This is a genomic window from Pseudarthrobacter sp. fls2-241-R2A-168, from assembly GCF_030209335.1.
In the GTDB taxonomy this organism is placed as follows: domain Bacteria; phylum Actinomycetota; class Actinomycetes; order Actinomycetales; family Micrococcaceae; genus Arthrobacter.
Genome location: NZ_JARVSG010000004.1, coordinates 150,060 through 170,142 on the forward strand (window position 1 = coordinate 150,060; position 20,083 = coordinate 170,142).

Here is a 20,083-nt window from a genome sequence, read left to right on the forward strand (position 1 = left end):
CCATGCCTGTTGTCCGCCAGACCGCCGCCGAATCGGCGCAGGCCACCGGCCGGCGTCGTCCGTCCTTCCACACGCTCGCCGTGAAGGAGGTGCGCCGGCTCACCGAGGACGCCATCGAGGTGGCCTTCCATGTGCCCCAGGAGCTCGCCGGCCAGTTCGACTACCTGCCCGGCCAGTACGTTGCCCTGCGCACCAAGCTCCCGGATGAGACCGGTGAACTGCACGAGGTGCGCCGCAGCTACTCCATCTGCGCCGAGCCGCGCAGCTTCGCGGACGGCAGCAGCGAGATCCGCGTGGCCGTGAAGAAGGACCTGGGCGGGCTGTTCTCCACCTGGGCCAACGCCGAGCTGAAGGCCGGGGACACGCTGGACGTGATGAGCCCCATGGGCGCGTTTGTGTCCAGGCACGGCAAGGACGGCCAGGCCGTGGAGCAGAACCGGATGAACTCCATGAACAACCCGGAGGAGCTCGCCGGGGACGTCGCCGGGCAGGGGGAAGCGAACTTTGTGGCCATCGCCGCCGGCAGCGGGATCACCCCGGTGATCGCCATCGCCCGCACGCTGCTGGCCGCCAACCCGCAGTGCCGGTTCGATCTCATCTACGCCAACAAGGCCGCCATGGACGTGATGTTCCTGGAGGAGCTGGCGGACCTGAAGGACAAGTACCCGCAGCGGCTGGCCATCCACCACGTGCTGTCCCGCGAGCAGCGGATCGCGCCGCTGCTCAGCGGCAGGATCGACGCCGAGAAGCTCCAGCAGCTGCTGGGCACCGCCATCCACGCGGACGATGTGGACGAGTGGTTCCTGTGCGGGCCGTTCGAGCTGGTGCAGCTGTGCCGGGACACCCTGGCCGAGCGCGGCGTGAAGCCGGAGAACATCCGGTTCGAGCTGTTTACATCGGGCAAGCCGGACAAGCCGGAGGGGCATGCGGGCCGGCCCGTGGTGGTGGACGAGTCAAAGGAGACGTACAAGATCACGTTCAAGCTGGACGGCCTGCAGGGCGAGGTGGCCAGCCCCACCCACGCCCGCGAGTCCATCCTCAACGCCGCGCTGCGGGTCCGCCCGGATGTGCCGTTCGCGTGCGCCGGGGGAGTGTGCGGAACGTGCCGGGCCAAGGTGGTCACCGGCAGCGTGACCATGGACGAAAACTACGCGCTGGAGCAGGATGAGCTGGACAAGGGCTACGTCCTGACCTGCCAGAGCCACCCCACCAGCAAGGAAGTCACCGTCGACTTCGACGTGTAATTTCTACTAACAATTGAGTCCGGGTACACGCCCGCAGGGTTCCCTGGCCGAGCTTGCGAGGTTAGGGTGCGGGTGGGGACACGGACGAACCAAGGAGCCCCATGATTTCCCTCTCCATCAGCAACAACGTCGCCGAGATCGTCCTGGACGCCCCGCACAAGCTGAACTCGCTGGATGAGCAGGCGCTGGCGGAGTTGTCCCAGGCGTACGACGACGCTGCTGCCGCCGCCTCACGTGGTGAGGTGCGGGCGCTGCTGCTGAGGGGAGAGGGCCGCGCCTTTTGTGCCGGCCGCGACATCCAGAACGTCACGCCGGAGAGCGACGACGCCGCCGCGTACCTGGGCGGGCTGGTGGAACCGCTGCTGAAGAAGATGAGCGCGTTCCCGGCTCCCACATTCGCGGCGGCCCACGGCGCCTGCCTGGGGGTGGGGCTGGGGCTGCTCCTGGCCACGGACGTGGTGTACGTGGCGGAGAACGCGAAGTTCGGCTCGCCGTTCGCCAAGCTGGGTGCCACGCTGGATTCGGGCGGGCACTGGTACTTCACGGAGCGGCTGGGCATGCACCGGACGCTGGACCTGATCTACACGGCCGAACTGATCAGCGGCACCGAGGCCGTGGCGCAGGGGCTGTTCAGCCGCGCCATGCCGGCCGACGAGCTGTTGGAGACCACCCGGGCCATCGTGGCCAAGGTGGCCCGTGGCGCCACCGGTGCCTTCACCGCCAGCAAGGAGCTGGTGGCCCACATCCGGGACCAGCGCCTGGGCCTGTGGGAAGCCATGGCCGAGGAGAACACCGAGCAGGCACGGCTTTGCAAAACCGACGACTACGCCGAAGGGTTCCGGGCGTTCCAGGAGAAGCGCGAGCCGCAGTTCGGTGGTTGAGCCGGGCCCACGCACGCAGGGTTCCCTGGCCGAGCTTGCGAGGCGAGGGTGCGGGTGGGGAGCGAAACCAAAGCAGGCGGGGTAGCCGAAGGGCGGCCACCCCACCCACCCTAGAGACCCAAGGCAGCGCTGCTTCAGGACGCGACTGCCGCAGGGGCGCGAAGCTGCGAGACGATCGCGTCGGCCGTCGCCTCGATTCCTTCCTGCGTGGACACCGTTAGTCCTGCCTCGTCTGCTTGCAGGGGCTCCAGCGTTTCCAGCTGGGAAGTCAGCAGTGAAGCGGGCATAAAGTGTCCGGGCCGCTTGGCAACACGCTCTTGCAGGAGCGGAAGCTCCACTTGGAGTTGAACGAACAGTGCCGAGGGTGCTTTTGCCCTGATGGCGTCCCGGTAGGCGCGCTTCAGGGCGGAGCAGGCAACAACAATCCCGTCAGCGTGGGCTGAAGCCAGCTCGGCTCCCACCAGATCCAGCCAGGGCCACCGGTCCTCGTCCGTCAGCGGCGTTCCGGCGGCCATCTTCTCGACATTCGCTTTCGGGTGCAGCGAGTCGGAGTCGACGAATGCCGCGCCCAGGCGTTCGGCAAGCGCGGCCCCGACTGTCGATTTCCCTGCGCCGGACACACCCATCACAACAATGACCGGCTTCATCAGAGGGTGCCCTGATGCGGTGTTCCTGCGGGGATCTGCGCGAGCCGGGTGACCTCAACGGGCCCCTGCAGGAGGCCTTCGAGCGAGGCGTTCAGGCGCTTGACGGGTTCCCCTGCGCCGTGGGCGTCCAGCAGTTCCGCGGATTCCCACTTTTCGATCATGACGATCTGGCCGTTGGGTGCCTCATGGATTGCATAGAGCTCGCAGCCGGGCTCGTCGTGGACTTCGGCGATGGCGGGGGAGAGGGCGGCCACCACGTCGTCGAACGCCCCGTCCTTGGGGGTGAAGATGGCGGTAACAATAACAGTCATGATGTGTTTCCTTATCGGCTGGGTGTCAGGAGGAGCGGGGAGCAGCTGCTGCGCGGGACAAAGTCTGCGTTGACTTCGATGACGCGCGGGGTGGAAGGGAGTTTGCCCTGCATGCGTCCCAGCACCAGTTCAAGCGAATGGACTGCGAGCATGTCGATGGGTTGCTTGATCACGCTGAGCGGAGGCGTTGTCAGCTCGGTCCATGGATTGTCGTCAAAGACTATGACCGAGAGATCCTCAGGTATCTGCACGCCCGTCTGGATCAGGCGCCGGACGGAGCTCTGCACCTGGGCCGTGTTGGCCACGATGAGGCCAGTAGGACGGTCAGGAAGGCCCAGGAGGGACCCCACCGCGTCACCCCCGCCGTCTCCCCGGAACGGCACATCGCGTATCAGCTGGGGATCCATAGTGACAGAGTGGGCCTCGTGGGCGCCCTGGTAGCCCTGGATCCTTGCCCGCCCCGTTGACGTTGTGACGGGCCCGGAAATGAGGCCGATGCGCTTGTGCCCCAGGCTGAGCATGTATTCAGTGGCGCGCCGGGCAGAGTCTGTGTTGGCAATGCTTACGACGTCGACGTTCCCCAGTTCGGGGATGGTGCGGTCCACGAAGACCACGTCCACGCCCATGGATTGGAGGCGGGCCCACTTTTCAACGTTCGCGCCCGTGGGCGTGGCGATGACTCCCGCCACGGAACGGTCAAGGAGGGTGTCAAGGGAGTCGGCCTCCAAGTGGGGGTCCTCCTGCGTGGTCATGACCATCACCTGCACGCCGTGGCTGCGGGCCTCCCAGACGATGCGGTCCGCAAGTTGGGCAAAGAACGGGTTGGCGAGGTCCGCCACTACCAGCCCCACAGTGGGCGTGCTGCCCACGCTCAACTCACGGGCGGCGGCACGCGGCCGGTAGGCGAGTTCCTCGATGACTCTCAGCACCGTTTCGCGTTTCGCCGGTGCTACCGGCCCCGACTCCGGGTTCAGGACCCGGGATACGACGGAGACTGAAACGCCCGCCGCCGCTGCGACATCGCGAATTGTTGGGGGCTTCTTCATTCTTCCTCCTCTTTCTCATCATGTAGGCGGCCCACGCATCTGCTCCAGTCAGCCGTGCCAGCGAACTTTTGGCCCTGCGAAGTGATTGTTGACACAGCCTAACACCGACTGGTACAAATGTGGAACCGGTTCCACTCCGGATGAGAATTCCAGTTAGCGACGAAGAAGTTGCTCCGCCAAATACCGGTGGAGGATGCTTCCGCGCTGAACGCAAGCAGAGAGATCCCCATGAACCTTCACAAGCTTCTGAGCGACCGCGAGCAAGACGGCCGCCCCATCCGGGTAGGACTCATTGGAGCCGGACGCTACGGCACCATGTACCTGGCCCAGGCGAACAACATCCCCGGAATCCATGTGGTGGCAATCGCCGACATCAACGTCAAGCGTGCAGAAGGCGCCTTTGACCTGGTGGGATGGCCCAAGAACCAGATCGCCCCGGACATCGCCACCGCGCTGCGGGACCGCTCAACGGCCATCATCGCCAACGCAGATGAGCTGTTCGATGTGGACATCGACATCATTGTCGAAGCAACAGGCAACCCGATCGTCGGCGTGAAGCACGCACTGCGCGCCATCGACACCAAAAAGCACATCATCATGGTCACCGTCGAGGCGGACGCACTGGCCGGCCCGGCCCTGGCCCGGCGCGCTGAAGCAGCAGGCGTGGTCTACTCCATGGCCTACGGCGACCAGCCTGCACTGATCATGGAACTGGTGGACTGGGCACGCACCAGCGGGTTCGACGTCGTCTGTGCCGGCAAGGGTGCAAAATTCCTTGAGCACTACCACGAGATGAACCCGGACAACGTGTGGGAGAACTGGGAGTTCTCCAAGGAACTGACCGACTCCGGGCAGCTGAACCCCAACATGCACACCTCCTTCCGTGACGGCACCAAGGCCTCCATCGAAATGGCGGCCGTGGCCAACGGCGCCGGACTGGTGCCTTCTGACTCCGGGCTGACCTTCACGCCCGGGGACGTCGAGGAGATCGCCACGATCTGCCGCCCGGCCGACGTCGGGGGAGTCCTCGCGCACGAAGGCAGCGTTGAGGTCATGTCCAGCGTCAAGCGCGACGGCACCTGGATCCCCCACAACACCCAGGAGGGCGTGTTCGTGGTGGTCAAGGCCACGAACGACTACGTCTCCGGCTGCTTCAACGAGTACCCCTGGCACCCGGACCCCACCGGCCAGTACGCGGCGCTCTACCGTCCGTACCACTACGTGGGCCTGGAGCTGAACATGTCCATCGCCAACGCGGTCCTCCGCGGGGTTGCCACGGGTGCGCCCATCGGGTTCTTCGGCGACGTCGTTGCCACCGCCAAGAAGGACCTCAAGGCCGGCGAATTCCTCGACGGCGAAGGCGGATACACCGTCTGGGGCCAGCTGGTTTCCGCGAAGCACTCGGTGGCCACAGGCGCGCTCCCGGTGGCCTTGGCCCATCACGTGGAACTGCGCAACGACGTGCCTAAGGGCGGAATCGTTGGCTGGGACGATGTGATCATGGATGACTCCCTGGCACAGGCCCTTGAGCTCCGCCGGGAAACCGAAGCCCTGGTCTCGGAAACCGCAGTCACCGCCTAACCGTCCACGCACTGCCCCCGGGCGCGGCAATGGACCTCACAGCGTTCACGCCTCCGGAACAAGACTCCTTCCAAAGAAGAAAGGCTTCACATGAATTCCAAGACCCGCGCCCTCACCGGGGTGCTCGCCTGCACCCTGGCAGCCTCAGTCCTCGCCGGCTGCGCCTCCGGAGCTCCCGCCGGCGGGACTGGCGCTCCGCCCGCCAAGATCCAGCTCTCTATCCCGGACCCTCTCACCTCCTCGGTGGGTGTTTCCGCACAGCACTTTGCGGACCAGGTCAAGAAGTCATCCAATGGTTCCGTGACTGTCACTGTGGTTCCCAACGGAACAAGCTTCAGCGGCGACCAGAACGCCGCCGTCACGCGTCTGCAGGGAGGGTCCCTGGACGCCTTGATCCTCTCGACGTCGGTGTACGCGTCGGTGGTGCCGGAGATGAACGCCATCAGCATCCCCTACCTCTTCAAGGACACCAAGGAGGAGGCAGCCTTCCTGAACGGTGAGCCCGGCAAGGAACTGAAGGACAAGCTCAAAGAAAAGGACACCGTTGCGCTCAGCTTCCTGACCCGCACCGGCCGGGAAATCACCAACTCGGTCCGGCCCATCCAGCAGCCTTCGGACCTGAAGGGCCTGAAAATCCGCGTCCCCGGCAACACCTTGTGGACTGACTACTTCACCAAGCTCGGCGCCAGCCCCACCACCATGGCGTTCTCCGAGGTCTTCACCGGCCTGCAGACCGGCACCATCGACGGGCAGGAAAACCCCATCGAAGTACCGTGGACCAACAAGTTCTCCGAGGTCCAGAAGTACGTCTCCCTGACCAACCACATCAACGACGCCTGGGTCCTGGCGCTGTCCTCCAAGAAGTGGGACAGCCTCTCCGAGGACCAGAAGAAGGCCGTCACCGAGGCCTCGGAGGAGACGGCAACGTACAAGACCGGCTATGACGAGGAGCAGTCCAAGAAGCAGCTGGACGAGCTGAAGGCCAAGGGCATGCAGGCCAACGAGGTCAGCGCCGCCGGCCTGGAGGAATTCAAGGCCGCCTCCAAGAGCCTCTACCCGGAGTTCTCAAACCTGATCGGCAAAGAGTTCTTCGACCAGGCAGTCGCCTTCAACGCCAGCAAGTAGCACGCGCGGTCCGGGGAGCCCACCGCTCCCCGGACCCCGCCCACCGCATCCCACTCTCAACGTCGACAGTCCGGAAGAAGACACATGAAACACATCAATACTCCCGAGGAATTAGAGGAGGTCATCCCCTCAGACGCGGAAGAAATCCTCCACCACGACCACGTCCCGCCGCGCTGGAGCGGCGCACTGTGGTTCGATAAGGCCCTCGAAGGTGTGGTGGGTGCGGCCATCATCGCAGAGCTCGTGGTCATCCTGCTGAACATCATGATCAGGGTCATCACCGGCGACTCCGTCCTTTGGACGCAGGAAGTCTCCGAAATCGCGCTCCTTACCATCGCTTTCATCGGCGGCGCCATCGCGTACCCCAAGGGCGCGCACATGTCCGTCCAGGCCCTCATCATGCGGCTCCCCGCGGCCTGGAAGCCCTACCTGGCGGCCCTCGTGGACTGGCTCGTCCTGGTGATGAGCGCCGGCACCTTCGCCCTCTTTGTTCCTACCCTGGTCCAGCAGCTCGAGGAGAAGACACCCATCCTGCAGCTGCCCGTCTTCTGGGTCTCACTGCCCTTCTCGCTCGGCATGGTCCTCATCGCCTGGTTCGCCCTGCTGAAACTGTGGCGCCAGGAACGCCGGCCCGTACTGGTGGCCGCAGGCATTACCGCTGTCCTCTTTGCCCTCGTGGCCATGGCCCAGCCGCTGTTCTACTACGCGTCCCCCAACGCCCTCCTCGCCGTGGTCCTGGCAGTCTTGTTCATCCTGCTGTTCCTCGGCCTGCCCATCGCCTTCGTCCTGGCCCTGGCCTCGGGAATCTACCTGTACCTGGGCGGCATCTCTGAAATCAGCGCCATCCCCATCGGTATGGCATCCGGGGCCAAAGGCTTCGTCCTGCTGGCCATCCCCTTCTTCATCCTCGCCGGAACCGTGATGAACTCGGCCGGACTGACCCTCCCACTGGCCCGGCTCGTGGACGCCCTCATCGGACACCTCCGCGGTGGACTCCTCCAGGTGGTCGTCGTCACCATGTACATCTTCTCCGGCATCTCCGGTTCCAAGGTGGCCGACGTCGCAGCAGTGGGCACCACCATGCGCGGCATGCTCGAAGAGCGGAAGTACCCCCGCGGGGAAGTGGTGGCCGTGCTGTCCGCCTCCGCGATCATGGGCGAAACCATTCCGCCCAGCATCGTGCTGCTCATCCTCGGCTCCATCACCACCATCTCCACCACCACGCTCTTCCTGGCCGGCTTCGTTCCGGCGGCCTTCCTGGCCCTGGTGGTCATGGCGCTGGTCTTCCTGCGGGCCAAGAAGCAGGGCGGCGTCGCCAGCCCCAAGGCCACCTGGCGGGCCCGCGGCACAGCGACGTTCTTCGCCATCCCCACCCTGCTGCTCCCGGTGGGCATGGTGGTCGGCATCCTCAGCGGCTTCGCCACCCCCACCGAAGTGTCCTCGGTGGCAGTGGCCTACGCGTTCATCCTCGCCGCGGCCTACCGGCGCGGCAGCAGGAAGCTGCTGGGTGACACACTGCGGGAAACCACCACGACGGCGGGCATGGTGCTGTTCATCATCGCCGCGGCCTCGCCCCTGGCCCAGACCCTCGCCGTTGCCGGCGTCTCGCAGCAGATCCATGACCTCATGTCAGGACTGGGCGATTCCCCGCTGCTCTTTATGCTCTTCACCATCGTCCTGCTGGTGATCATGGGACAGCTGCTCGAAGGCCTCCCTGCTGTCCTGATCTTCGCGCCGCTGCTGCTGCCCATCGCCGTCGACTTCGGCGTCAACCCGGTGCAGTACGCCATGGTCCTGATCATCTCCATGGGCATCGGCTCCTTCGCCCCGCCCGCCGGCGTCGGCTTCTACGTTGCCTGCGCCACGGGGCACGAAACGGTGGAACGGAGCCTCAAACACTTCTGGCCCTACCTGATCGCCGTGTTCCTCGGACTGCTGGTGCTCGCTGCCGTCCCGTGGTTCAGCACGTTCCTGCCCGCCCTTGCCGGACTCATCCCCTTCTAAGCCCGTGCAGACGCCCAGACTGGAACAGCAGCAGCTGCCCGGCACCTATCCGTCCGTTGCCCTCCTGGGCACCGGACCGATGGGCGCCCCCATCGCACGGAACATCCTCAGGCACGGAGTTCCCCTGACTCTGTGGAACCGGACACCGGAAAAGGCCCGGGCCATCGGAGGAGGCACCCTGGCGGCCTCCCCGGCGGAGGCCGCGCGCGACGTCGTCCTGACCGTTTTGCCCGACCTGCCCCAGGTGGAGGCCCTGCTCCACGGCGACGACGGCCTGCTGGCAGGCTGGCGGACTGCCGGAATACAGCACCCCATCCTGGTGATCCACGGGACCGTGTCACCCGTGGCGGTGGCCGACTTCGCAGACCGGTGCCAGCGCAGCTGGGGCGTGGTGGTGGTGGACGCCCCCTTGAGCGGCGGCACTATCGGGGCTGAAGAAGCCCGGCTGAGCATCATGGCCGGTGGCCCGAGGGAGGCCGTGGACCGGGTGACACCGCTGTTCGGGCTCTACAGCTCAACAGTGGTGCGGTTCGGGGAGACCGGTGCCGGGTCAACCGTGAAAGCATGCAACCAGATCGTGGTGGCGGCCACCGTGACCGCCCTGGCCGAGGCGATGGCCCTGGCGGCAGGCAGCAACCTGGATCTGGAGAAGGTCCAGGCGGTTCTTGCGGGTGGCTTGGCGAACTCCGAGGTCCTGGCGCAAAAGGGACGGCGGTGGGTGGAACAGGACTTTGACGGCGGCGGATCTGCAAAGAACCAGCTCAAGGACCTGGGCTTCATCATGGAAATCGCCGGACAGACGGGACTGAAACTCCCGCTCGCAGCCTGCGTGCAAAACGCCTTCGAAGATATGGTGGCGGCAGGCGACGGCGACCTGGATCACACCGGAATTTACCGCACCATCCGCGCCCGCTGAGATAGAGGTAGCAAGCGCAGAAAGCGCTGGTGGCACCGTGGTGCCGCCAGCGCTTTTGGTGGTTACACGCGAGGAGTCAGCAGCTGAGCGCCACCTTTCCCGTCAGTCCGTCAGGATCGGAGGCGGAACAGGTGAAGATTTCCGTTCCTGGAGGCTGCTCAATGACGAGCGTAATACTGGTCACCGAGAGTTTGGGGCTAACGCCTTTCCAGTTGTTGTTCGGGCAACCGGCCTGCGCGCCTGTTACAGTCGCGGGTGCTGTGAGGACTGTCGGGTTGGTTACCAGGGTCAGGTTCCCGTTCTTGATGGCACCGCTGTCAATAAAAGTGGGTGCAGTAGCAGGACCTTCGAGGACCTTGTTCTGCCCGGGGGCCTGCTGGCCACCATTGTTCTCACACGTGTAGACGGCAAAACCGCCGACCGTAAGAGTTGCCTTAAGATCCTCATTGCCTAGGCCTGACAGGACAGTTCGGCAGGTGGTACTTGATGTCGACCCGCTTTGGCTGATGGTACAGACGGGTTCGCCGCCTCTCTTGAAGTGCGGGCTCGCGGCCTGCGCCGCTGACAATCCCGCTGTGAAGACGAACAGCATGGTTACGAAGAGCATGACCAATCGACGGACATGAATTTTCATTGTTTGCTTCTTAGAAGAGAAAACAGTTCTTCCATACAAAGAGATGGAATTGTTCGGCCCCGGGCCGGCAGCGTCGTCGACCAGGGCCTGATAGGCCTCTTGTATGCCCCAGCGTGGGCCTGAACGCAGTGCCCGGATAGTCATCGGGCACCTTCGACTGCAGGGCACCTGTCTATCGTGCCCAGCGCTAGATTACGCCTGTTACCGTGCCTCGTCTATCAGTAGCCCGTAGCTGCTTAGTTCGCCTAGGGACCGCCAATTTTCTGCGGTGGTTGAGCTTGTCGAAACCCAGCCGGGTGGTGAGCGAAACTCGACCTCGTGGGGAGCCGGCGGTGACTGCCGGTGGGTTGATCCCGTCGAAACCATAGGGGGTTTGGGTAGTAGCACCTCTCCTGAGTATGGGGAAGTACGGTCGGCCTGGAGGAACGGGTATGGGTTACTCGTGTTTCCCGCTTGGCTTGGCTGTTTACTGGGAGTGCCGGCGAGGAGAGGGCTTTCGCACCAAGGCTCTCATCCAGCCTTTCGCCGGCACCATGATCGTGGTGGCAAGAACATTGAGTCGCCCGGCAAGCCGGGGACGATTCAGGAACGGCAGGATCCCATGCGAGCCAGATTATCCACTGGGGACGGCATCAACCTCTCGGCCTGCCCCCACCAATTTGTTGGGCGGTGCGATGACTGTTCCGCATCAGCGGTCCTGAGCGAATCGGACCAGTTGGTGACGGATGAAGGTGGGACTACGTTCTCGCCGGACTCCGGCACTTACCCGGGCGAATAGGTGGTGCCTTTGCCCGGGGCCGCGAGATGGGGTCCGGGCATTTTCGAAGAAGCGTGAGCCGCAGTTCGGTGGCGGAAAATTGCCTTTGCCTGCCCCTGATTTGTAAGGTTCAGCTATGACTACGGGGAAAGCAATAACCAAAGCCGTCATTCCTGCTGCCGGATTGGGGACTCGCTTCCTGCCCGCCACCAAGGCAATGCCGAAGGAAATGTTGCCGGTTGTAGACAGGCCGGCCATCCAGTACGTCGTCGAGGAAGCCGTCAAGTCCGGCCTCACAGACCTGCTGATGATCACGGGGCGCAACAAGCGCTCCCTTGAGGACCACTTTGACCGCGAGCCAGGCCTGGAGCGTGCATTGGAGCTTAAGGGCGACAAGGAACGCCTGGAATCCGTGCAGTACGCGTCGGAGCTGGGGCCCATTCACTACGTCCGCCAGGGCGAGGCCAAGGGCCTGGGCCACGCCGTCCTGTGTGCCAGCCAGCACGTCGGCAACGAGCCGTTCGCCGTGCTGCTGGGTGACGACCTCATTGACGAGGCCGAGGACCTGCTCACCACCATGATGGAGGTGCAGCAGAAGACCGGTGGCTCCGTGATCGCCCTGATAGAGGTAGATCCGTCCCAGATCAGCGCTTACGGCTGCGCGGATATCACCGCGGTGGAAGGTGAGGAATACGTCCGCGTCAACAGCCTGGTGGAGAAGCCTGCAACGGGAGAGGCGCCCTCCAACCTGGCTGTGATCGGCCGCTACGTACTGCACCCGTCCGTGTTCGGCATTCTTGAGACGACGGAGCCTGGCCGCGGCGGGGAGATCCAGCTGACGGACGCGCTGCAGACGCTTGCCGCAGGTGAGGGTGAAGGTTCAGGGGTGTACGGTGTGGTCTTCAAAGGACGTCGCTTCGACACCGGCGACAAGCTGAGCTATCTCAAGGCCGTCATCACACTGGCTTCCGAGCGCGTCGAGTTCGGCGAGGATCTGAAGACTTGGATGAAGGGCTTCGTCGGCTAGCCTTGACGTGCTAAGGCTTCTTGGGGGCCCGTTGGCGCAGGGCAGCGGGCCTCTTCTGCGTCTCGGCCACAAAGGCGGCCAGGAGGGCGCCTATGACCGCTCCTGACGCATTTGTCACGATGTCCGACGGGCTTGCAAAGCGGTTTTCAAGAAAGAGCAGCTGGCCAAGCTCTATACAACCGGAAATCAGCAATCCGAAGGCTCCAATTTGCCACCAGCGTTTGGCACGGAATGCAAGTGAACTTACAAAACCGACCGGCACGAAAAGAACAACGTTCGCGAAGGCTTCAACAAACTTGTAATCGAACCAGCCGGGTACGCCATGGCCGTGGAGAAAATTCAGGACCGCCGTGAGTTGTCCTGAAACAGGCTTATCAACTGGCGATGGCCAAAAAGCAACGAGCGCCAGGGGAATAAGCATGGCGACCAGTACTGTGCGCCAGAGGCGATAGTTCTCGAGAAACCTCAAGCGGCCCTCAGGAGGCCCGTAGAAGGGCGAAAGCGGACGTCCCGAGGGCTGACGCGGCTAGGAGGATAAGAAGCACATAGCGCAGCACCTCTGGGCGGGGGAAGGCAATGGAAAGGTCGAGCTGCCGTGGTGCTTTGCGCCAATGTCTCCCCATAGATCAAATAGATACCACACAAAGCAAAAGGTGGGTGCTTCTCCGAATTATCGGAGAAGCACCCACCTTCTTTGGTGCTGGAAAGCGTTGCGGTTAGGCAGCGGCCTCTGCCTTGGCGCGGCGGCGAACCACCACTACGGAGGTTGCACCGGCCGCCAGGGCCCCAGCGCCAACCAGGGTCCACAGGACCAGCCCGGAGTCGGCACCGGTGTTGGCCAGGCCGCCGGTGTTGGCAAGCGGAGCCCCGCCCGTGGTGCCGGAAACCGAGCCGCCGGTGTTGGCGAGCGAAGCTGCCACGGTGACCGTGACAGGGCCAACGGTCACGCCGGACTGGGTGCCAGTGGCCGTGATGGAGTAGGTGCCGGCCTCACTGATGGCGATCGGCAGTGAGACGGCACCCTGAGCGTCAGCAGTAGCGGACAGCTCCTGTGCTTCTGCGACAACTGCGATGCGTGCTGCTACTGCCCGGCCACCGGCAATGTTGGCGCCGTTGGAAGCAGGGGCCTGGCCCGGCGTAACACGGATGATCAGCCGTTCTCCGGCGAGGAAGCCCTGGCCACGGAATACAAACGTCTCACCCGGGCCTACAACACCGTCAGAAACGGCTGCCTGGGGCGGAAGTGCTGGGTAGGTGGCTGCCATTGCCGGAGCTGAGCCGACGAGTGCGATGGATCCAGCCAGTGCGAGTGCTGCAAGTGTTTTCTTCATGTTTGTCCCCCCGGAGACGTTTAAGTTTTTGATGTACCCGATTTTGGGGAGTTTTCCCCTCCGCACGAGACCGTGTGCAGAACTACGGATAGATATCCCAAAAAAGACGGTACCACCTGCAGTTCGTTGCGGGCAATCTCAATCCAGTCGGTTTACATAGTGTTAACGCGCTTGTCACGGGCCCTAGTCACAAACAGCCTTTTCGCTGGGCAGAGTGACGTCTTTTACAGATTGGACCGTAGGAGTGACAACCAAGTTAGGTTCGCTGTGTTGAACGATCTTCCCAAAAGTGAATTCGACGGTCTTGGTCTCACCCGGCGCAAGGCGCTGGGCCAAGACACCAACCGGACGCTCTGAGTGCACGTATGGCGCAAATTCCGTTTGCTTCCCGTCCGCCCTTGCAGACTCGACATTCGCCTGAACCGGGCCGTAGGCGACGATGTTGGTTTGAACTGATCCCGGAGGAACACCATAAAAGCCGCCTCCGGTCACGTATTCAGACAGCGACGTCGCCGCATCCCCGGGTGCGGTATTTGTGCTTGTGATACGGACCGTCGTCTGCTCGTAGCCATCCCTCGGGCATTCCTTGATGAGCTTAACAGTGCGCTTCACGTAGTAGTCCATCTTGGCGCCCGTCCCATCGTTGAAGTAGACGCCGAACTCTGCAGGTGAGACGGAAGGGCCTGCTATGGAACCGCTCAGAGTGTACTTGCCAATCACCGACTGTTCATCGACCCTCGTCGACCAAAGAAGCACCCGTCCCTCCTCTACTCCGCGCGTGAGCCCTGCTATGAGGCCCTGACTTTCTCCTCTTCCATGGGAAAGTGCAGCAAACACTTCCTGGGCCACAGCCGCAAAGTAGGCATCTTGCAATTTCGGTTGGTGAATTTTTGCATAAACGTCTGAAAGCAGGGTCGGCACAACGTTGCTTCCAGTCAACTCGGTTGGAAGACCCGAAGCCTCGACTGCAGCAAGTTCCGAACCTCCAATTGCAACCGGTCCCGTTGTCTGAAGGATGTAGCTCAGGACCAGCGGGTCGATGGAGATCACCCCATCAACACGTTGTCCGGTCTTTTCTTCCCACATAGCTTGCGCAGTAGCCGCGGTTGTAGGGAAATCCGGAGTCAAGTTGACGTCCTGCATGTACTTGCCGAGCCGAGCTGTGTATATCCGCTTTTGTTCTTCTTCGACCGGAAGGACGGGAGCCATGGGTCCAAGGATGGTGGCGCTACTCTGCGCGCCTAGGGTCATCTTGCCATTATCAAAGGTTAGGACCGCTAAGGCTCCAGGAATTCCCCCCGACGCGCGCGTTTCCGCATTGTTTTGAACCATGAGCAAGTAATTGCGAGCACCTTCACCTCCCAACATGGCGGGGGCTATTGATGAGGTGTTAGCGGCGGCCGATAGCGGGACCGAAATGCCGGCAAGTTCCTCCCGTGCCTTCACGAGCGGTTCCGACACCTGCGGAAGCAAGTTCTCGACGGAAATGGCCTCTAATCGGCTTGCAGATTCACGAACGGCGTGCGCGGCTGATGCAATCCTCGGTGCGGCCACGTGGATGCCTGCAAGGTCCACATCAGAATTTCCCGGAACCAACTTCTTCCAGTCGAGGGACTTGAAAACCTCCACGAGCGGGGCAACTCCAAGCACAGCAACATCATCCGCCGACCTGGCAACCTCCGAGACTGCACCAAAGTTTTCCCCGAATTCAGGGATTGCTGATGCGAGCACCCAGAGAGGATCGTTCGCAGCGCTTTTGGCGGTGGCTGTATGCGCTCTCAGTTCGTCAGCCGCAGATGTCGCGCGTTTGATGTCATCTGCGGCGATTGCAGTCTTCAGTTGCGGTATCAGGTCCGCTGCTGACTTCAGCTCTTCGCTTATTACGTCTGCTCTGCTGTATAGCCAAGCAGCCGCGCCCGTTGAAAGCAGTATTAACAATGCTGCTGTACTGACGACCTTAACGACCATTTTCCGGCCTCGTCCCTGCGCCATCGGCTCACTTCCTATCTGGAATTTTGTCCGCCTCGGGCGGGTTAGGCCGCCGCATCAATTTGCCCAACATGCTTATCGCGCATGGTGTTATCTACTGACCGCCTTCACACAGGCTGAAACGCCGAGGTGAGAGGTAATCAAGTCTTAGTAAGCTCCTGTGCTCCTGAGCACTACTCTTATAGTCCGAAGCAGGATGAGCAGGTCCCCAGTTAGCGACCAGTTCTCGACGTAGTACAAATCCAGGCGTACAGAATCCTGCCACGACAAGTTGGACCTGCCGCTGACTTGCCATAGACCCGTAAGCCCGGGCTTCACAAGAAGCCGCCGCCTGACGTCTCGTTCGTAAACGGCGACTTCTCTCGGCAACGGCGGCCTAGGCCCGACAAGGCTCATTGATCCGCTAAAAATGTTAAAAAGCTGTGGCAACTCATCGATGCTAAACTTTCGCAGAATCCGACCAACCCGGGTAACACGAGGGTCGTGTTTCATCTTGAAGAGCACGCCGCTACCCTCGTTCACCCCTTGCAAGTCAGCGAGACGTTCCTCAGCATCGACGGTCATCGATCTGAATTTGAGCATTTTGAAGATCCTGCCTTCAATGCCCACACGGTCCTGTTTAAAAAGTGCCGGTCCTTTGCTGTCAAGCTTCACAAGTATGGCTGCTATTGCCATCAGCGGTGAGGTCGCAAGAATGAGGAAACCCGCCGCAATGATGTCGAAGAGACGCTTAGCTACCCTCTGACCACCCTGGAGCGAGGGCGTTGTGACGTGAATTAGAGGAAGACCGGCCACTTGCTGTGTATGTATTCGTGGCCCTGCTATATCCGTCAGGGCAGGTGCCATGATCAAGCCGATGTTTCTGGAAGCTAGTTCCCAGCCCAAATGACGGAGGACCTGAGGATGCAACTGAACTCCCGCGGAGATGGCCACCGCATCAGCTTTGCACCGGTCGATCGCTTCGAGAATCAGGTTCGGGTCAGTGCTGGTGCCCAGTACGGGGAGTCCGGAGCCCGCCTTCACCGAGGCCGTGGAGTCCGATCCGGGCGTATATACAGCTACCGGAAGGTAGCCCGCCTGTTTAGACCTATTTAAGGACTTTTCAAGATGAGAAACCGCACCTGGTCCGCCTAGCAACATCAGCCGATTCATACTGTTGCCGCTATTTCTTTGCACGTTGAGATGCTGCCGTACTAGCCAACGCGCCAGAAATAAGCCGAGGAGCCCGACGGGAAGCGCAATCCCAACATAACCGCGGGCTGTGTCAATACGGAAAACGTACGAGAAAATGGCTATAAGGCCAAATAGCCAAAGTGAGGCTGCGGCAACACGCTTGTATTCATCTGAGCCAGAACCCAATACCCTGCTCTGCCGGCTATTCCAAGCGCCGAGCATTGTCCACCAAGTGGCAATGAGAAGTACCGACCCCCAGCCGTAGGCCATGTCATGTCCGTTGATTTGGTCGGATTCGGTTCCAAATCGAAGGACGAATGCGCCTAGGACCGCCCATGTCAGGACGCAGGCGTCCACCAGGCCCAAAAGTCTGGATGATCGAACGCGCCAATCCAATTCCTGACGCAAGTAGACCCTCATTTCATCACCGGGGCCGTTGAAAAGGCTGAATCGGCGCTCGGTCCCCGTCCAAACACCCTTGCCCTCATCGTCTAGCTACCGCAAGCGCGTCGAACCCGCATCACTTCAGCAGCTTGACCTGAAAGTACGCGCCAATCGTCGCGCATCGTGGCCGCGCTCCGCAAATCCTCAGCGTCAACGGGATGATTACGACATGATGCCATTCGGTGACGAGGATCATCGGCAAGATGGAGTGATGTCCCAGAGACGTTGGTACTGTTGAACTTGAGCCTGATTAGGCTTCGGGAGATTTGCTAGCCGGGGGGCAAACAATTGCAGGGTAACGAGCAGATCGTGGTCCATGTCGCCGAAAGCTACGGTGGGGGCGTGGCCAGCGCGATAGGGGACTACTGTCGAAATTATCCTGAGGCGAAGCACGTTCTTATTTACGCTGCTCGTTCGGATGCGCCGATCAACGATTCCCTGTTGAGTGATTTTGCGGAGGTCGTCGAGATGGGAAGCGGCCACATCAGTAGAATCGCTCGCATTCGCAGGATTATTCAGCGATACCCGGAGGCGACCATACATGCACACTCAAGTTTTGGCGGGGCATACGCTCGTCTAGCTATTCGCAAGTCTGTAAGGCATCCCATCGTTTACACGCCCCATTGCTACGGGTTTGAGCGACGCGACGTCAGTGCCGTACACAGGGGGGCCTATTGGGTTGCAGAATGGCTCCTAGCTTTCAACACTACGACGTTCGCTGCCTGTTCCAAAAGGGAGCAGGCTCTTTCGCAATGGCCGCTGGCGTCGAGTAAGACTGTCCTCCTGACTAACGTGCCAGCAGTTGACATCCAACCTGCTCCAGCCCCACCGAGTGGTTCGACTAAACTTAAAGTTGTAGGAGCAGGGCGACTTGGTGCACAGAAGGATCCAGGATATTTTCTCGAGTGCATCGAGTTTTTACGCGGGAACGGCTACTCGGTTGATCCTCTTTGGATCGGAGGCGGGGATCCTGAAATAGAGGCAATGCTCCACGCTGCAGATATCCCCACCACGGGATGGCTTCCCCGAGAGGAAACTCTGAAGCGTCTAGGCGAAATGGATGTGTACATTCATTCAGCCCTGTGGGAGGGATTTCCCATCGCAGTTCTGGAAGCAGCCCTAGTGGGAGTGGCAATCGTTGTTAGGGACATCCCTGCCTTTGCTGGAGTCGACATGCCATTACGTATTGTTGAACCCGATGAACTTCTCGCATTTTGGTCAGAGCTTTATTCCGTGGAGTTTAGACGGACCGTCAACGAGGCAGTGCGACACGCGCTTAAAGAGTGCAATGATCAGCAGCAAGGTAAGACGCTCGACCGCGTATACGCTTTTTCCAGCTGAACCATAAAGCAACGTGGCCCCTCCCATTCAGGCATGACGGCCTGTCTGTTCCACTGGGGGCCCGAGGATGTCCTGCTGGACCCTTAGGCGGTAGTGGGTGATCCCGGTCGTAGATCGACCCCGTCTGGGCCAACCGTCGACTGCTCCTGCGCGCCGGGGACACACTCTCGGACCGGGCACGGGAAAGGCTTAGCACCGTGTTCGGTACCGACGACGCCACCGGAAAACTGCAAGCGGCCTGGCTGGTCAAGGAACAGCTCCGAGCCCTGCTGGCCACCGGGTCCCTCGCCGACGCGGCCGCCGCGAAAGACCAGCTTCAGGCACTGGTGGTTCAAGCCTCGCAGCCCGAAACCAACCGGCTCTGGCGCACAGTCTGTCGGTGGTGGAAAGAGATCGAAGTGCTCATTGTCACCGGTGCGACAACCGCGAAAGTGGAAGCTAACAACACCGCGATAAAGCACATAAAGAGGACCGGCCGGGGATTCACCAACGCACGCAACTACAAAACGCGTATCCTGTTGCGCAGTGCCGCCAGAACAGCGGCATGAACATCCTTCACGGCAGAACATTCACCACGAACCGTGAAGAGCCTCCAAAGTTCACAAAGGACTTCTGGGTTGCAGCCATGGTGCTTCGTACTATTTCACACTGTCACGGGCTTATTTGAGTGGTTTCGAGACTGTCGTATGGAAAGCACGAATAAGAGTACGGCCGTCAAGCCATAGCATGCCGTGTCTGCTAGAAGTGCACCGGCGGCACCCGCATAGAGTGCACCTAGAGGACCGAGCACAAGTGAAACCACGAGAATCACCATTTTAATTACGGTGGCCCTCCACGTGATGCCTTGGACCCGCAGGGTGATAGTTGGAACGATCGATAGGCCGGCGGCAAGACGGTTAAGCGCCCCGGGGATCAGTAGGGCGGAAACGAGCATCCAAGTATCCTGGAGCAGAATTTCTCCAAGGCGTTGCGGCATCAGGAGAAGGGCTCCCAGCATGCTTACGATCGTGACAACGACCGGTATGACCAGCTTTCCCGACGTTCGGCTCAACCCCCCGACAGTACTAAGCATGTCAGCACGTAATTCCCGAAGAATCTGGGTCCGCATGAAATTGATAACCAGATTCGCCACCCCGTAGACGACCAAAGTTGCCCTATAAGCGGCAACCTCTGATGACGCGACGAAGACAGCAAGTATCACGACGATTGTGTAGCTGGCCAAGGCACCCATGGCGTTCTCCGTAAAATACGCGGAACTGCTTCTCCAGGTTCCACGAAACCAAGCCCAAGCGTTCTTAACGGATGGAAGGGTGGCGGTCCAGATCAAAGTAGCTAGGCTTACAACTAAGGACGCTAGGCCCCAAGATGCGAGCATGGAAAAGCTGTCTCGTGTTAGTAGTCCAGATGAAGCTATCGCGGTTGCGCCTATTACCAGGGTCAAGCTGTCATTAGTAACTAAGGCGCTTGTTTTCTTTTGCGCGATGAAGCAGTAGCGGAGCGAGTCCTGAAGAACCAAGCCTGGAGCTGCGATAGCTGCTGCGACGAGTGGGCCGCTAGTACCTTGTCCAATTATTCCAACGAAGTAACAGCAAGCCGCGGAAAATAGGCCAATAATGATCGTAAGCCCCAACA

The 20,083-nt window shown here is 61.3% G+C and carries 17 protein-coding genes and 1 pseudogene; 9 read left to right on the top strand and 9 right to left on the bottom strand.

All coding sequences use genetic code 11. The annotated features are described in order from the left end of the window. Positions 1 to 2: 2 nt before the first annotated feature. Positions 3 to 1,244: a 1,2-phenylacetyl-CoA epoxidase subunit PaaE gene (gene paaE, locus QRN11_RS02675; protein WP_091416705.1), complete on the top strand. Its 1,242-nt coding sequence runs from the start codon at positions 3 to 5 to the stop codon at positions 1,242 to 1,244. 101 nt (positions 1,245 to 1,345) lie between these two features. Then, positions 1,346 to 2,125, top strand: a complete 780-nt coding sequence (locus QRN11_RS02680) for an enoyl-CoA hydratase/isomerase family protein (protein ID WP_285249764.1) — start codon at positions 1,346 to 1,348, stop codon at positions 2,123 to 2,125. 134 nt (positions 2,126 to 2,259) lie between these two features. On the opposite strand, the gene QRN11_RS02685 is transcribed toward QRN11_RS02680, so the two are convergent. Genes QRN11_RS02685 through QRN11_RS02695 form a run of 3 tightly spaced genes read right to left on the bottom strand, consistent with a single transcriptional unit; the run spans position 2,260 to position 4,129 of the window. Next, positions 2,260 to 2,772: a gluconokinase gene (locus tag QRN11_RS02685; RefSeq protein WP_285249765.1), complete on the bottom strand. Its 513-nt coding sequence runs from the start codon at positions 2,770 to 2,772 to the stop codon at positions 2,260 to 2,262. Beyond that, complete coding sequence (locus QRN11_RS02690) at positions 2,772 to 3,083, bottom strand: putative quinol monooxygenase (RefSeq protein WP_142056995.1); 312 nt, start codon at positions 3,081 to 3,083, stop codon at positions 2,772 to 2,774. The genes QRN11_RS02685 and QRN11_RS02690 overlap by 1 nt, the downstream gene beginning before the upstream one ends. 11 nt (positions 3,084 to 3,094) lie before the next feature. Further along, complete coding sequence (locus QRN11_RS02695; RefSeq protein WP_285249766.1) at positions 3,095 to 4,129, bottom strand: LacI family DNA-binding transcriptional regulator; 1,035 nt, start codon at positions 4,127 to 4,129, stop codon at positions 3,095 to 3,097. A 228-nt stretch (positions 4,130 to 4,357) separates the two neighbouring features. Between QRN11_RS02695 and QRN11_RS02700 the strand changes: the two genes are divergently transcribed. The 4 genes from QRN11_RS02700 (at position 4,358) to QRN11_RS02715 (ending at position 9,755) form a co-directional block, all read left to right on the top strand. Continuing rightward, entirely contained in the window at positions 4,358 to 5,710 is a 1,353-nt protein-coding gene (locus QRN11_RS02700) for an NAD(P)H-dependent oxidoreductase (protein WP_285249767.1), read from the top strand. A gap of 90 nt (positions 5,711 to 5,800) precedes the next feature. Next, on the top strand, positions 5,801 to 6,835 hold the full coding sequence (locus tag QRN11_RS02705; protein ID WP_091416689.1) for a DctP family TRAP transporter solute-binding subunit: 1,035 nt from the start codon (positions 5,801 to 5,803) through the stop codon (positions 6,833 to 6,835). 84 nt (positions 6,836 to 6,919) lie between these two features. Further along, the gene (locus tag QRN11_RS02710; protein ID WP_285249768.1) at positions 6,920 to 8,839 is read left to right on the top strand and encodes a TRAP transporter large permease; all 1,920 of its coding nucleotides are present in this window, start codon (positions 6,920 to 6,922) and stop codon (positions 8,837 to 8,839) included. A 4-nt stretch (positions 8,840 to 8,843) separates the two neighbouring features. Beyond that, a complete protein-coding gene (locus QRN11_RS02715) occupies positions 8,844 to 9,755 on the top strand; it encodes an NAD(P)-dependent oxidoreductase (protein WP_285249769.1) in 912 nt (303 codons plus the stop codon). A 76-nt stretch (positions 9,756 to 9,831) separates the two neighbouring features. Here the strand turns inward: QRN11_RS02715 and QRN11_RS02720 are convergent, their stop codons facing one another. Continuing rightward, on the bottom strand, positions 9,832 to 10,533 hold the full coding sequence (locus QRN11_RS02720) for a hypothetical protein (protein WP_285249770.1): 702 nt from the start codon (positions 10,531 to 10,533) through the stop codon (positions 9,832 to 9,834). Between the two features lie 749 nt (positions 10,534 to 11,282). Here QRN11_RS02720 and galU point away from each other — a divergent pair. Then, positions 11,283 to 12,173 (top strand): UTP--glucose-1-phosphate uridylyltransferase GalU, encoded by an 891-nt coding sequence (gene galU / locus QRN11_RS02725; protein ID WP_285249771.1) that lies wholly within the window; start codon positions 11,283 to 11,285, stop codon positions 12,171 to 12,173. Between the two features lie 10 nt (positions 12,174 to 12,183). Here galU and QRN11_RS02730 read toward each other — a convergent pair whose 3' ends face one another. From QRN11_RS02730 to QRN11_RS02745, 4 genes are all read right to left on the bottom strand, one after another. Continuing rightward, complete coding sequence (locus QRN11_RS02730; protein WP_285249772.1) at positions 12,184 to 12,594, bottom strand: VanZ family protein; 411 nt, start codon at positions 12,592 to 12,594, stop codon at positions 12,184 to 12,186. A 295-nt stretch (positions 12,595 to 12,889) separates the two neighbouring features. Continuing rightward, positions 12,890 to 13,504, bottom strand: coding sequence for an LPXTG cell wall anchor domain-containing protein (locus tag QRN11_RS02735; RefSeq protein WP_285249773.1), 615 nt, complete (start codon positions 13,502 to 13,504; stop codon positions 12,890 to 12,892). Positions 13,505 to 13,687: 183 nt separating this feature from the next. Continuing rightward, positions 13,688 to 15,472, bottom strand: a complete 1,785-nt coding sequence (locus QRN11_RS02740; protein WP_285249774.1) for a DUF4012 domain-containing protein — start codon at positions 15,470 to 15,472, stop codon at positions 13,688 to 13,690. Positions 15,473 to 15,640: 168 nt separating this feature from the next. Then, on the bottom strand, positions 15,641 to 17,086 hold the full coding sequence (locus QRN11_RS02745) for a sugar transferase (protein ID WP_502935002.1): 1,446 nt from the start codon (positions 17,084 to 17,086) through the stop codon (positions 15,641 to 15,643). A 333-nt stretch (positions 17,087 to 17,419) separates the two neighbouring features. On the opposite strand from QRN11_RS02745, the gene QRN11_RS02750 reads away from it, so the two are divergent. Both QRN11_RS02750 and QRN11_RS02755 read left to right on the top strand, forming a co-directional pair. Further along, positions 17,420 to 18,451, top strand: coding sequence for a glycosyltransferase (locus tag QRN11_RS02750; protein WP_285249776.1), 1,032 nt, complete (start codon positions 17,420 to 17,422; stop codon positions 18,449 to 18,451). 113 nt (positions 18,452 to 18,564) lie between these two features. Further along, a pseudogene (locus QRN11_RS02755) lies at positions 18,565 to 18,999 on the top strand (ISL3 family transposase); the annotation flags it as partial. A gap of 95 nt (positions 19,000 to 19,094) precedes the next feature. Here QRN11_RS02755 and QRN11_RS02760 read toward each other — a convergent pair. Beyond that, a complete protein-coding gene (locus QRN11_RS02760) occupies positions 19,095 to 19,682 on the bottom strand; it encodes an MATE family efflux transporter (RefSeq protein ID WP_285249777.1) in 588 nt (195 codons plus the stop codon). Positions 19,683 to 20,083 lie beyond the last annotated feature (401 nt).

Coding starts and splice junctions, on each gene's coding strand:
- paaE (WP_091416705.1), top strand. CDS start 3: ATGCCTGTTGTCCGCCAGACCGCCGCCGAATCGGCGCAGGCCACCGGC.
- QRN11_RS02680 (WP_285249764.1), top strand. CDS start 1,346: ATGATTTCCCTCTCCATCAGCAACAACGTCGCCGAGATCGTCCTGGAC.
- QRN11_RS02685 (WP_285249765.1), bottom strand. CDS start 2,772: ATGAAGCCGGTCATTGTTGTGATGGGTGTGTCCGGCGCAGGGAAATCG.
- QRN11_RS02690 (WP_142056995.1), bottom strand. CDS start 3,083: ATGACTGTTATTGTTACCGCCATCTTCACCCCCAAGGACGGGGCGTTC.
- QRN11_RS02695 (WP_285249766.1), bottom strand. CDS start 4,129: ATGAAGAAGCCCCCAACAATTCGCGATGTCGCAGCGGCGGCGGGCGTT.
- QRN11_RS02700 (WP_285249767.1), top strand. CDS start 4,358: ATGAACCTTCACAAGCTTCTGAGCGACCGCGAGCAAGACGGCCGCCCC.
- QRN11_RS02705 (WP_091416689.1), top strand. CDS start 5,801: ATGAATTCCAAGACCCGCGCCCTCACCGGGGTGCTCGCCTGCACCCTG.
- QRN11_RS02710 (WP_285249768.1), top strand. CDS start 6,920: ATGAAACACATCAATACTCCCGAGGAATTAGAGGAGGTCATCCCCTCA.
- QRN11_RS02720 (WP_285249770.1), bottom strand. CDS start 10,533: ATGACTATCCGGGCACTGCGTTCAGGCCCACGCTGGGGCATACAAGAG.
- galU (WP_285249771.1), top strand. CDS start 11,283: ATGACTACGGGGAAAGCAATAACCAAAGCCGTCATTCCTGCTGCCGGA.
- QRN11_RS02730 (WP_285249772.1), bottom strand. CDS start 12,594: ATGCTTATTCCCCTGGCGCTCGTTGCTTTTTGGCCATCGCCAGTTGAT.
- QRN11_RS02735 (WP_285249773.1), bottom strand. CDS start 13,504: ATGAAGAAAACACTTGCAGCACTCGCACTGGCTGGATCCATCGCACTC.
- QRN11_RS02740 (WP_285249774.1), bottom strand. CDS start 15,472: ATGGTCGTTAAGGTCGTCAGTACAGCAGCATTGTTAATACTGCTTTCA.
- QRN11_RS02745 (WP_502935002.1), bottom strand. CDS start 17,086: ATGAGGGTCTACTTGCGTCAGGAATTGGATTGGCGCGTTCGATCATCC.
- QRN11_RS02760 (WP_285249777.1), bottom strand. CDS start 19,682: ATGGGTGCCTTGGCCAGCTACACAATCGTCGTGATACTTGCTGTCTTC.